This window comes from Sphingobacteriaceae bacterium GW460-11-11-14-LB5 (assembly GCA_002151545.1).
Classification (GTDB): domain Bacteria; phylum Bacteroidota; class Bacteroidia; order Sphingobacteriales; family Sphingobacteriaceae; genus Pedobacter.
Genome location: CP021237.1, coordinates 3,202,770 through 3,215,228, shown reverse-complemented (window position 1 = coordinate 3,215,228; position 12,459 = coordinate 3,202,770). Strand labels below are relative to the sequence as shown.

14 protein-coding genes are annotated in these 12,459 nt (G+C 36.4%); 8 read left to right on the top strand and 6 right to left on the bottom strand.

Features of this window, described 5'->3' with window-relative positions; genetic code table 11:
* Positions 1-90: 90 nt before the first annotated feature.
* The 3 genes from CA265_12915 (at position 91) to CA265_12905 (ending at position 2,197) form a co-directional block, all read left to right on the top strand.
* Positions 91-648, top strand: coding sequence for a hypothetical protein (locus tag CA265_12915; GenBank protein ID ARS40512.1), 558 nt, complete (start codon positions 91-93; stop codon positions 646-648).
* A gap of 276 nt (positions 649-924) precedes the next feature.
* Positions 925-1,449, top strand: a complete 525-nt coding sequence (locus CA265_12910; protein ARS40511.1) for a hypothetical protein — start codon at positions 925-927, stop codon at positions 1,447-1,449.
* 241 nt (positions 1,450-1,690) lie between these two features.
* Complete coding sequence (locus tag CA265_12905; protein ID ARS40510.1) at positions 1,691-2,197, top strand: peptidylprolyl isomerase; 507 nt, start codon at positions 1,691-1,693, stop codon at positions 2,195-2,197.
* Positions 2,198-2,285: 88 nt separating this feature from the next.
* Here the strand turns inward: CA265_12905 and CA265_12900 are convergent, their stop codons facing one another.
* The 5 genes from CA265_12900 to CA265_12880 all read right to left on the bottom strand — a co-directional run bounded on the left by CA265_12900 (position 2,286) and on the right by CA265_12880 (position 7,357).
* Positions 2,286-2,915, bottom strand: coding sequence for a restriction endonuclease (locus CA265_12900; GenBank protein ID ARS40509.1), 630 nt, complete (start codon positions 2,913-2,915; stop codon positions 2,286-2,288).
* Positions 2,916-2,955: 40 nt separating this feature from the next.
* Positions 2,956-4,173, bottom strand: a complete 1,218-nt coding sequence (locus tag CA265_12895; GenBank protein ARS40508.1) for a hypothetical protein — start codon at positions 4,171-4,173, stop codon at positions 2,956-2,958.
* On the bottom strand, positions 4,166-4,750 hold the full coding sequence (locus CA265_12890) for an RNA polymerase (GenBank protein ARS40507.1): 585 nt from the start codon (positions 4,748-4,750) through the stop codon (positions 4,166-4,168). Before CA265_12890 ends, CA265_12895 begins: the two co-directional genes overlap by 8 nt.
* A gap of 123 nt (positions 4,751-4,873) precedes the next feature.
* Entirely contained in the window at positions 4,874-5,566 is a 693-nt protein-coding gene (locus CA265_12885; protein ID ARS40506.1) for a hypothetical protein, read from the bottom strand.
* A 168-nt stretch (positions 5,567-5,734) separates the two neighbouring features.
* Positions 5,735-7,357 (bottom strand): ABC-F family ATPase, encoded by a 1,623-nt coding sequence (locus CA265_12880; protein ARS40505.1) that lies wholly within the window; start codon positions 7,355-7,357, stop codon positions 5,735-5,737.
* Positions 7,358-7,771: 414 nt separating this feature from the next.
* Between CA265_12880 and CA265_12875 the strand changes: the two genes are divergently transcribed.
* The 5 genes from CA265_12875 to CA265_12855 all read left to right on the top strand — a co-directional run bounded on the left by CA265_12875 (position 7,772) and on the right by CA265_12855 (position 10,974).
* Positions 7,772-8,452 (top strand): hypothetical protein, encoded by a 681-nt coding sequence (locus CA265_12875; protein ID ARS40504.1) that lies wholly within the window; start codon positions 7,772-7,774, stop codon positions 8,450-8,452.
* A 183-nt stretch (positions 8,453-8,635) separates the two neighbouring features.
* Positions 8,636-9,196 carry a hypothetical protein gene (locus CA265_12870; GenBank protein ID ARS40503.1) on the top strand — a complete coding sequence of 187 codons (561 nt, stop codon included), beginning with the start codon at positions 8,636-8,638 and terminating at the stop codon, positions 9,194-9,196.
* Positions 9,197-9,384: 188 nt separating this feature from the next.
* Positions 9,385-9,960: a nitroreductase gene (locus CA265_12865; protein ARS40502.1), complete on the top strand. Its 576-nt coding sequence runs from the start codon at positions 9,385-9,387 to the stop codon at positions 9,958-9,960.
* Between the two features lie 181 nt (positions 9,961-10,141).
* The gene (locus tag CA265_12860) at positions 10,142-10,486 is read left to right on the top strand and encodes a hypothetical protein (GenBank protein ARS40501.1); all 345 of its coding nucleotides are present in this window, start codon (positions 10,142-10,144) and stop codon (positions 10,484-10,486) included.
* Positions 10,487-10,521: 35 nt separating this feature from the next.
* Complete coding sequence (locus CA265_12855; protein ARS40500.1) at positions 10,522-10,974, top strand: 3-oxoacyl-ACP synthase; 453 nt, start codon at positions 10,522-10,524, stop codon at positions 10,972-10,974.
* 308 nt (positions 10,975-11,282) lie between these two features.
* On the opposite strand, the gene CA265_12850 is transcribed toward CA265_12855, so the two are convergent.
* Positions 11,283-12,452: a hypothetical protein gene (locus tag CA265_12850; protein ID ARS40499.1), complete on the bottom strand. Its 1,170-nt coding sequence runs from the start codon at positions 12,450-12,452 to the stop codon at positions 11,283-11,285.
* Positions 12,453-12,459: the final 7 nt, after the last annotated feature.

Here is a 12,459-nt window from a genome sequence, read left to right as displayed (position 1 = left end):
ATTAATGTAGATAACTTCTTCTTAACTTTAAGTTTATACAATCAAGGTTTTAAAAGTTATACTTATCTTTGTCATAGACTAAATGATAACGTGCAAAGTAAAAACAAACGTAAAAGAATTGACTATTCCTCCAAGGTTGGTGAAGTAGTTGTAGATGTTGAAGCATTTGTAAAAAACAAAAGTTCAGAAAACGCAAAGAAAATTTCAACTACTGCCGAACACATTGAAATTGATATTTATTTTGATAAACATTATTTTGACAGGCAACAACATGGAGACCAAGAAGGTAAACGTGACGGAATCGAAAGTGATACTGTAAAATCATTACTTGTTGAAGCTGGGAGACATTTATTTTATTATTCTATAAAGAACAAAACTTTTTCTTTTGTTAATTTTGAAGTTGTACCAAGACCAGAGAGGATTGTTTTGACGAAAGAAGTTGAAGGCGAACTACCATTAAATGTTGTTGCTGAATACCATTATCTTGGACTAAATAAGTTTGAAGTTACTCTAAAAACTGCGATGAAAATTGGTGGTTTTAAATTGAGTGATGGGCAGTATCAACTAATACTTCATCCCGATGAAACCTCTACACTAATACGTCTAGAAAAGGCTAAGATGTTATTAGTCAGTGAGTGTACTCATTAAATTTCGATTAATTGTTATTAATATTTATTAAGCTTTAAAAATATTTGCAAAACATTTTACAAATATTTTTGTAATAATATACATAAAAATATAAAGTAATATTTATATTTGTATCAGTATTTGAGACAGGATAACAATCTGGACAGCCTTGCAAAGGGCAGGATAAAATTCTGGTCAGTCTCACTAAACCCCCTTAACTGGGGGTTTTCTTTTTTGTTGCCTTATCCATTTTTTTCTGTCGTCTAAATACTTTAAGTATTATCAAATCTATCAGATATGTTAATTATCGAAACTCTCTTTAAAACATATGGTTTTCAATTCGCTACTGTAATTGGTATAATTTCATTTTTTGCTAATAGATATTTCAACAAAAAGGATAAAAAGGATGAATTAAGGCATTCACTTTTTCAGAATTTAAAGGTGGAATCAATGAATAATTTTATTGAATGTTATACAGCTTCAGAATTATGCTGGATACAGCTTCCATATTTTGATATTCTTTCTCACAAGATTAAAGGTAAAGAAGTGGATGAATATGTTATACCAACTCATAATAAGTTTACTGCTTCATACTATAAATTATTCATCATTTTAGATAGTAAGGAGATGCTAGAGTTTACGGAAATCTACAGCTCAATCTCTGAAGTAAACCGACTTTTAGGTATATTAATGTTTGATTACGATGAAAAAAAGTTAGTAGTTAAAACCAACCGGTACCACGATGTTATTACAAAAGCACAGAAAGAAAATAGAATAAGGCTGGAGAGGATTGGTGAGAAATTCAAATTGAAATACGGCTAGTCAATCTATCTTTTTCCAATAGGAGAAAAAGGTATTACTTTTCGTACTAGTACTAAAAAACATCTTCTTTTCTGAACAATCAGCTCATCTTTTTTGTTAGGTAAATAATTAACTTATCTTTGCCTAGCAATATTTAAAAGCACTTAAACAAGTTTAATAAATATTTGCCGAAATAAAGTATGCCAGTTGCCGGTTAAAACTGTTGAGGACGCATTAGAGTATTTACAATAAATTAATTTAAATGAATATTTCACCAAACTCTGTAGTAGCGTTAACTTACGAATTGCATACTACTAACGAAGAAGGACAACAAGTTTTTGTCGAAAAAGCTGACGAACAAAATCCTTTAGTATTTTTATATGGCGTAGGCATGATGTTGCCTAAATTTGAAGAGCATTTAACTGGTTTAAAAACTGGTGATGAATATGGCTTCGAGCTATCTGCTGCAGATGGTTATGGCGATATCGATCCGGGTGCTTTCGCCGATTTGCCAAAAACGATGTTTACTGAAGCTGGTGGCGAATTGCCAAATGTAGGTGATGTAATTCCATTGCAAGATAACAATGGTAACCAGTTTAGAGCAGGTGTTACAGCTGTTCACGACGAAACCATTTCAGTTGATTTAAACCACCCAATGGCTGGTAAAAACCTGGTATTTAATGGTGTGATTTTGAATGTACGTGAAGCTACTCAAGATGAATTGGCTCATGGTCATGCGCACGGAGCGGATGGTCATTCAGGTCACTAATTAATAATATAAACGATTTTCAAAGAAGTCAAGTTTTAGATAGCCACTTTGCTATGTAAACTTGACTTCTTTCGTTATATGTGCATAATTAATCTTGAAAAACCTCTTCCAGAACAAGTAAAAACCCGGGCATAATCGGTGTGCTTACCTTTTCACCAACGGTTAACAGTTTGGTGGGCTGAAACTTGCCTTTATCATCAAGGATGTACCTGAAAAAAGTCTTTTCCGAAGGACTTACGATCCAGTATTCTTTAACGCCTGCTTCTTCATAAACCTCGTATTTGTTGATCAGTTCTTTTTTATTGTTGCCTGGAGATAAAATTTCGACAACAATATCAGGTGCACCTATGCATCCGCGTTTATCCAGTTTAGTCTGATCGCAAACCACCACAATATCGGGCTGTACTACCGTGAAAACTTCTTTATCCTCCTGGGTTTTCTTTGCTAAACGGACATCAAAAGGTGCTGAATATACTTCACACTTATGGCCATTTAATGCGTTGTAAATTGGAACATAAATTCTTCCCGATATTTTTTGGTGAATACGTGAAGGAGCAGGGCTCATCTCGAAAATGTACCCTTTGATGATCTCTAAGCGCTCTTCAAATTCGAAACGCATATAATCTGCATAACTGTAAGACGCAGTGAAATCAATCTCATTAAGCGTCTTAACTGGAGGCAGCTCCTCCTCAGTAGGGTATGGCTTGATATTTTTCATATGAGGTATTTAACCAAATATACTAAATATCTTAGTTTTTTTAAAAATCAATCTTCAAACGCAGTCCGCCATTAGTGAGATTGAGGTTTTCTTTAGAGAAAGTTTTCATCGGCAACCTTAAAAAAGGTTCGATGGCAATATTGTTCTTTTTAGATATTTTTTGTTTATAACCGAACGAGAAATTATAAAATCCGATGTATTTATCAGGATCTATATTGGCTTCAGGCTGTGGTTCAGTAGTTTTTTCTTTCACAATCATCGTTTTCGAATCCGCATAACCATTTGCTGTTGTAGAAGAAAAATTCTGTACCTGGTTTACAATGTAGTTATTCTGTTGCGAGTTGTTTAAAACAGCCAGTGCAGAAACCCCAATATTGGTGTAGAGTTTATCACTTATATTGTATTTTAATTCCAGAGGAACGTTAATTCCACGCACTTTAGCATCAACCGACTCGAGGTTTTTGCCTGATAAAGTTTGTGGTGCAGAAGCGTTTAATGATTCGGTGGTGCTAATAGATGCATAAGAAACACCAGAGCTTATCGATAGTTTGTTGGCGATGGCATACGATAAAGAAAAGCCATAGTTCATGGTTACTTTATTGTCATTACCCATCGCTGGTGCTACGTACACATCAGGCTGCCATTTAGAATTTTCACTTGTTTTGGATGGCGGTTTTTGCTGATTTACATAACTATCATGGGCAAGCAATCGCTCAAAACTTGTTTGCGTATTTGGCTGAGGTTTCTTCTTTTCCGTTAAAATATCAAACGGTTTTGATTTCAGGTTTGAAAGATTAGTACCCGCAAGCTTGTTATCTAAAAGATTATCATTTGCCGGAACCAATTGTTCGGTATTGATAAACGTATAATCGCTTTGTGGTGTTAATAATGGTTTTATGCTTTCTACAGTTTTGGCCGGGCGACTGGCAACAAGGTTGTTTGCAGCAGTTGCACTGCCATTTAATGCAGTAGGATTGGCCGGAGTTTCAATAACCGCATCTGTATGCCCCTTAGCCACCAGATTTTGCGTGGCTTTAGGTTTAATTATCGCAATTTCTTTTTTCTGATCTGTATCGTTCTGCATAAAAAATACACCTCCGAAGATAAAAATTAAGGCAGCAGCAGCCCACAAAGGCCAAAAAGCGATGCCTGGTCTCTTATTTTTTTTCTCCGAAAAGCGCTCCCATGCACCATCAGGGTATGTTTCCTCATGGTTTTGGAGTTGCGCGGTGATATGCTCAATTAATTCCTTATCCATTTTTTTCGTATGAATTAACCATGGTATTTAGGTAAAGGGTACGTAACTTATTTTTAGAACGTGTAAGGTAAACACGACTGGAACTTTCAGGAATGTTTAACATCTTCGAAATTTCATCATGGGCGAAGCCCTCAATTTCATATAAGTTAAATACCAGTCTCTGCGTATCTGGTAAGTGATTTAGTAAATTCAAAATATCATTAACGTGTAGTTCCGAAGCAACCGAAACCTGAGTAACCGGATGTTCACTTTCTGCTAAATCATCAACATAAAATTGAACTTTCGAACTTCGTATTTTGTCTATTGCTGTCCGCGAAGCAATCTGGGCAATCCAACCTTTAAATGATCGCTGTAATTCTTCCGGGTTTTTTGGTGCTTTGAAGCCGCCAACATGTTTGAAAATCTTGATAAAACTGTCATTTACAAGCTCTTCACTGTCCGAAGGATTCTTGGTATACCTTAAAATTATGCCCATTAAATAGCCATAAAATGATTTATACATCATTTCTTTACAGCTATTGTCGTTTTTTACACAGCCTTTTAAAATTTCCTCAAAACTGAGTATTTTTTTTATCACCCCTGTAAAGGACTATTTATTAAAGGTTTATCATGATTAATTATTGCAAATTTAAGAAAATAACACCACCCAATTTTTTGAGTGGTGTCAATTTTCGTTTCCACAGGTAGCGTGAAATATTTTTTATTTGTTTGTCATCACTGATAACCCAACGCCGGTACTATCGGTTTTGCTTGATAAGCCTTTAGCCCAGATGGTATAAATTTTACCTTTTTCGATTTTAACAGCTGGTAAACTCACTTTAACTGTTCCGCTTTGTTTTAGCTGGAAAGTATAACTGTCGTTCGGTGCAATATTGCTAAAAGTGGTAAACTCTTTAAATGCTTTTGCTGTAAATAATGGTGCATCTGTTCCGGCAATAGCTAAATCAAATGGGGCAGAACCTGGGCTTAAGTTTACAAAACGAACTTTAGCCTTATCGGTTTCTGGTGCTTTTAAATCATCTTCCAGGATTAAAAGTTTGGTAGATTTTAAAGTATCTACTACGAAAACCGAATAAAATGATCCTTCTTTTAAGGTAGCTGTAGCTGTTGTTAAATATTTTAAAGAGTCTTTTTTAGCAACGCCAACTAATCTTGTTCCGGGATAAGCAGCATAGTAACCCAGATCTTTAGTGTAGGTAAAGCTGTTTATTTTTTGGTTATCCAGGATAAAATCTAACGCAGCTGTTCCTGGTGATGCATGAACAAAGCCAATACCGGCAGCTTCTATCGGATCGTTGTTAAAATCTTTTTTACAGGCAGTTATGGTTAAAGCTATCGCTAAGAGAGAGAGTATAATTTTTGTAGTGCTGAAATTTTTCAAATTCGTTTTCATTTTAATGTTTTAAATCAATTTTATGAACAAAATTGGTTAATGGCCATTAACGCTTTTTTCTTGTAAAACGATTAACGGAATGAAAACGCTACAGCAGATGTGTTTTTTTATAAAGAAAAAGCCACATGGAGTGCATGTGGCTTCTAAATCAGTATTTTAATTGAAGAACTAAGAATACATTTCTTCTCTTAGTTTTGCAACATCACTACTGTTAATGTACTCATCGTAAGTCATCAACTTATCAATAGTGCCTTTCGGCGTAATTTCGATAATGCGGTTGGCAACGGTTTCTGTTAACTGGTGATCTCGAGAGGTAAACAATATTGCACCTTTAAAATCTTTCATACCATTGTTCAGTGCCTCGATAGATTCCAGATCCAGGTGATTGGTTGGCTCATCAAACATTAATAAGTTGGCTTGTTGTAACATCATTCTGGAGAACATACAACGCATTTTCTCACCTCCTGAAAGCACTTTTACGTTTTTAAGTACTTCTTCGCCTGAGAATAACATACGGCCTAAAAAGCTACGTACAAATTGCTCATCCGCATCAGTGCCTGAATACTCACGTAACCAATCAACCAGGTTTTCATCTTTACCGGCAAAATACTCAGAGTTATCGTTCGGAATATCTGCAGTGCTAATGGTAACACCCCACTTAAATTCACCCCTATGGTTTGCATCTCTGCCTGTTAATACATCATAAAATGCTGCGGTAGCCAAACTGTTCTGAGATAATACGGCAATTTTATCACCTTTGTTTACCATGAAAGTGATTTTATCAAACAATACACCGTCATTTCCGTTTTTACCCAGGTTTTCTACCTGTAAAATCTGGTCACCAGCTTCGCGACCGGTATTGTTGAATATAATGGCCGGGTATTTTCTGCTCGAGGCTTTAATTTCGGTGATATCAATCTTATCCAAAGCTTTCTTACGCGAAGTAGCCTGTTTTGATTTAGATGCATTGGCACTGAACCTGCGAATAAATTCCTGTAGCTCCTTCACCTTATCTTCCATTTTCTTATTCTGGTCGCTACGTTGCTTTAAAGCCAGCTGACTAGATTCGTACCAGAAAGTATAGTTACCAGTGTAAATACTCATTTTAGCGAAATCGATATCGACAATATGCGTACAAACGGCATCTAAAAAGTGCCTGTCGTGCGATACAACCAATACAATATTCTGGTAATCGGCCAGAAAGTTTTCTAACCAGGCAATGGTTTCAATATCCAAATCATTGGTAGGCTCATCCAGTAATAAAATATCCGGGTTACCGAATAAGGCCTGTGCCAATAACACACGTACTTTCTGTGTGTTGTCCAGTTCTTTAAGTAACTTATAGTGATTATCTTCCGTTATGCCCAAATTGCTCAACATCGTTGCAGCATTGCTCTCCATGTTCCAGCCATCCATTTCTGCGAAAAGATTCTCCAGCTCTCCAGCACGTTCGCCATCTTTCTCCGAGAAATCTTCTTTCATATAAATGGCATCTTTCTCTTTCATGATGGCATAAAGTTCTTTATGACCGATCATTACGGTTTCTAATACCGAAAACTCATCAAATTCGTAGTGGTTTTGTTTTAAAACCGCCATTCTTTCGCCTGGAGTAAAAGCCACGCTACCAGAGGTTTGGTTCACTTCTCCCGATAAAATTTTTAGAAAAGTAGATTTACCTGCGCCGTTAGCCCCAATTACGCCATAGCAGTTGCCCTGGGTAAATTTTAGGTTAACATCTTCAAATAATGTGCGTTTGCCGTATCGTAACGATAAATTAGAAACTGAAATCATGCTGTAATTGAAATAAGCCGCAAAGATAGGGAAAAAGGTTGAGGGTAGGAAAGTGTTTGATGGTTTGGTTGTTTTATTGTTTTATTGTTGAAAGGTTTTGAGGTTGGAAAGTTCGATTGCTATGTTGTTGAAAGCTGTATGATCAGTTAACCGGTTAACCAATTTTTTTGAAAACGGAGGTTCCGTTCTTTTTTGGCTAAGCAGTCCCGTTATCCGCTTTACTCCGTTACACCTCGTGCCCGCTGCTACCGGGTTTATTTTACAAAGGGGGGAAGCTTTTGGCTAATGGTATAAAACCCAGAGACTAAATTAATAACAAAATGTAGCGCAATTGATAAAAATAGATTTTTGGTCATTACTTTTTTTCATGATGTGATTTTAGTATTTTAGTGATACACACAAAATGAAATCAATATGAAAAAATTAACACTAGGCATCATCATGTCTGCTATTTCCGTCGTGGCTTTTGGCCAAGAATCCCAGTATCAATATAAAGTCGATTTTTTTGGCGATACCATTCTGGTCGATTCCAAAGATAATACCATCGGCAAACAGAAGAAAGACTTTTTTGGCAATACCATTATTGTAGATAAAGATGGCAAAACCATAGCCAAGCAAAAGCAGGATTTTTTCGGTAATACGATTTTAGAAAATGAAGCCGGAAAAACTGTAGGTACACAAAAGAAAGATTTTTTTGGCAATAAGGTGTTAGAAAGTGAACGTGATCAAAACCTGGTGCCAAAGCCATTAGGAGGTTTGGTTCCTGGTGATGGGAAAACAGAAGTGGCCATCAGGCAAAAAACAGATATCTTCGGTAATATCGTTATTGAAAACGACCGTGGCCAGATCTTAAATGTTTATAAAACAGATATTTCGGGCAACATCATCATAGAAGATGGCAATGGTAAGGTAATAGGCAAACAGAAAAATAATATTTTTGGCGATACCGTTGTCGAAGATGACCATGGAAATGTATTAGCTAAGTATAAAAAAGATGTATTTGGCCATACTGTAATAGAAGATGTTAATGGTAAAAAGATGGGGATTTTCAAAACCGATATTTTTGGAAATAAATCTTTTGTTCCCGAACATTAAAGGGTATTGATTATTTAATAAACTTTTTCAAAGGAGGGCGTCATTCTCGCGCATGCATGAATCTTAATGCAAGTTGCATATAACATTTAGATTATCCTCGATGAGCACTTCGTGGTTCCCAATTAAGTTGGGAATGACGACCTATCTCAATGTACTTTGTGGTAAAATATTTATTTTAGTCCCATGCCAAATCATATCTTGCTAGATACCATAAAAACCACGCTGCAAAAAAGCAAAGTAGAAAAATTAGCTGCAATAGCTTCTGAAGATACCTTTTCGGTAAAAGATTTGATTGATTTGAGTTTCTATCATGATGAACAGATTGGTTTCAGGGCCGCCTGGATCTTAGAAAATGTATTCACTAACCATCAGCAGAGATTTCTGCCCTTTGCGCTTTATTTTTTAGAGAAATTTCCACAACAAAACAATTTGTCGGCATTGAGGCATTATGTTAAAATTATGGCCTTTATGACCAAAAAAAATGCCTCAGTGGAAGTTAAGAAAATCCTTGCCGAATATGATACTAACCAGTTGGTAGAAGTTGCTTTCGCCTGGTTAATTGATGAGCAGATTCCGGTAGCTGTAAAATCACACTGTTTAAACCTTTTGGCCAATTTAAATGTCAAACACAAATGGATTAAGGAAGAATTGTTACAAACCATGGATTTCCTGGTAGATAAAGAAAGTATTGCCTTTTTCGCAAAGGTTAAACAGATCAGGAAACAGTTGGCAGTTCGCGGTTAACAGTTATCAATTTGCAGTTCTTCTTAACAGATTCAGCTGACAGTTTTTGAGCCCTCAATCTTCCTGCCTTCCGCCATTAAGCTTTCTTCAGTTAACGTAAAGTCAAATCTTCGGGATTTAACCTTCAACCCTCTACCTTCCGCCTTCTACCTCATATATCATTCCACCTTTTACCTTATATTTACCAAATGAGTACAACATACGATATTGTTTCAAAAGTTATAAAAGAACGTCGCAGTATTTTCCCTGCCAGCTATATAAAAAAAGAAATTCCGGTTGAGGTGATCAACCAGATTTTAGAAACAGCCAATTATGCACCAACACATAAATTAACACAGCCCTGGCGCTTTGTCGTGATCAGAAAGGCGGGATTAACAAAACTTGGTGAAGAACTGGGTAAATTATACAAGGAATTGGTTAGCCCCCAGCAGTTTTTACAGAAAAAGTACGATAGTTTTGCCGAAAAAACGAGTCAGGCCGATTGCATTATTGCCATCAATATGCAGGTGAGCGGTAAAATACCAGAGTGGGAAGAGTTGGCGGCAGTTTCGTGTGCGGTTCAGAATATGGCTTTAACTGCCGAAAGTTTAAAAGTTGGCGCCTACTGGAGTTCTCCGCCTTTAATTGATGATTTAGGTAACTTTTTAAGTCTGAGTGAAAACGAAAAGTGCATCGGTTTATTCTACATGGGCTATCATAACGAAAAACCATGGGAACCCAACCGGACTTCGATAGAAGAAAAGGTGAGGTGGATAGAGGGGTAGTATATTGGTTCATTAGTTCACTGGTCATTAGTTCATTGGTCATTAGATCAGTAGTTCATTGGTCAATGGTTGATATGGTTAATCGACTTTAGACTACGGACTTTAGACTACGGACTGAAGACTACAGACTGAAGACTACAGACTGACGACTACAGACTATCTCCATCTAACATCATGCATTATGCTAAATCCTTTGGATAACTATTTCGAGCAAAAAGATGAACCTGTTAAAAGCTGTTTGCAATATTTAAGATCGCTTTTAGTGGGCTATGCTGATATTACCGAGCATTGGAAATATGGAATGCCTTTTTATTACCATAAAGGAAAAATGTTCTGTTATCTTTGGATCCATAAAAAACTTCATCAACCTTACATTGGTTTGGTTGACGGAAATAAAATTGAACACGAAGATCTGTTACAAGAGAAAAGAGCCCGGATGAAAATTTTATTGATCAACCACCTCGAAGATATTCCTAAAAAGAAAATCGAATCTATTTTAAAACAGGCCTTTGCCCTCCGTAGTTAATTACGTCTTCCATCACCCATTATCCATAATCATATATGTCTACCTTAAAATCAAAACTTTATCAGCTTTGTTTGACTTTTATCCAAAACAGGATAGAAAATATCGAGTATTCCTTAAAACAAGCGAGGCAGGCATCAAACGATGATACAAAAAGTAGCGCTGGTGATAAATACGAAACCACCCGCGAAATGATGCAGCAGGAGATGGATCGTAACAGTAAATTGTTGTACGAAGCCGGTCAGCAGAAAATTGCATTACAGCAAATTGAAAATGTAGAATCAGATCGCCTGGTTAAAAACGGAAGTCTGGTTTTAACCTCAGAAGGTAATTTTTACATCAGCATCAGCGCCGGTGAACTTAATACCGATGGACAGAAATTTTTCGCCGTATCGCAGGCATCGCCAATAGGCAGGTTTTTAATTGGAAAAGTAATAAATGAGCGCTTCAAGTTTAATGGCAAGGAATATATTGTAAAAGAGATACTATAAAGTTTTCAGTTGGCAATTTGCAATTCTCCATTGAAGATTATTTCGTAAAAGAGATAGTATATGGTTTTCAGTTGGCAATTTGCAATTGTTCATTGAAGATTATTTCGTGAAAGAGATACTATAAAGTTTTCAGTTTGCAACTTGCTATTCTCCATTGAAGCTAGCGATTAACTGTTTTTCTCCAGTATTTCTTAATCAAAATCTGCGCTCAAATCTGTTTGATCAGCGGGGAAACCTTTTTTAATTATGCCCGCTGATTTAAGGGGTAAACGCAGAATTAAGTTAACTGAAAATTGCTAACGGAGAACTTACTTAATTCCCATCCTTTCTGCAAAAGCCGGCACTAAATAAGTTTTTAAATCCGAATAAGGAATAAATACGACAATTTGTCCCTGTGCATAACTGGCTACTTCGTAAGGGTTGTACATAAAAGCAATCCCATTCGCATTGAAATAGAAGTTTTTATTCGGTTTTATAAAATCATCAAAAAGTACGGTGCTTAAAGCATCTTTAGCTTTAATGTTGTATTCTTTCCTAACATTACGTTCTAAAATGCCTTGTAAGGTATTCGAATCTATTTTAATGATATCGCTCAGCACCAATTGTTTTTTGTTCTTCACATCTAAACAGAACATGGTACTGCTGTAATTGCCATGTGCGCCGCCGGTATAGGCATCAGCCAGGAAATCGATTACGACATAACCATTATCATTATAATTAACCGACTGCTGACTGTTGTTGGTATAATTCATCCAGGCCTGAAAATCATCGCCACGGCTATTTTTGGTTTGCTCGGTAACTTGCGTTTTATAGTCTTTGAAATAGGCAGCTGCAATGTTTTTGAAGCCTGTGGAGCGGTCAACATTTGATTTTACGCCCGATATTTTTTTAAGCTCCGAGTTTAGCCAGTTGCCATATTCATCATTGTTTTTGCTTTCCAGATACTCAAAACTGATTTCTGCAGCAGGCGATTTTGGCTGACTGGCAAATGCTTTTACCGAATCTTTATAAATGCCTGCATTGAACTGATAACTGCCCTCAGGATATTTTTCCGTTAAAACAATCGGAAATTTTTTGTTTTTATCGCCACTTTCCCAATTGCCATTAAAGCCATTTCCATTCCACTTTAAGGCCAAATGCGGCGATTTAAAGTCCCGGGTGAAGTAAGATTCGTAAAAACTGTATTCGGTAAGGATAATGCTGTCTTTCCCGATCAAAGTATCAGTTGATAGGTTAAGCCAGGAGCCATCGTAATAATAGGTGCCACTTACATCGTCATCCACCTTTTGCAAATGCATAATTACTTTTTTGCCCGCAATGGTGCCTTCAAATCTCTTGTAGAAACTTTCTGTAAGTTCGGCCTTTACATTCGCTGTGCTATCAGCTGTAGTTTCAGTGGTATTGGCGCTATTTTTAGGGTTGTTACAAGCCGATAAAACCAGTAATCCGAAAAGGCAGTAAAGAAAAGCGTATTTCATAAGTTAG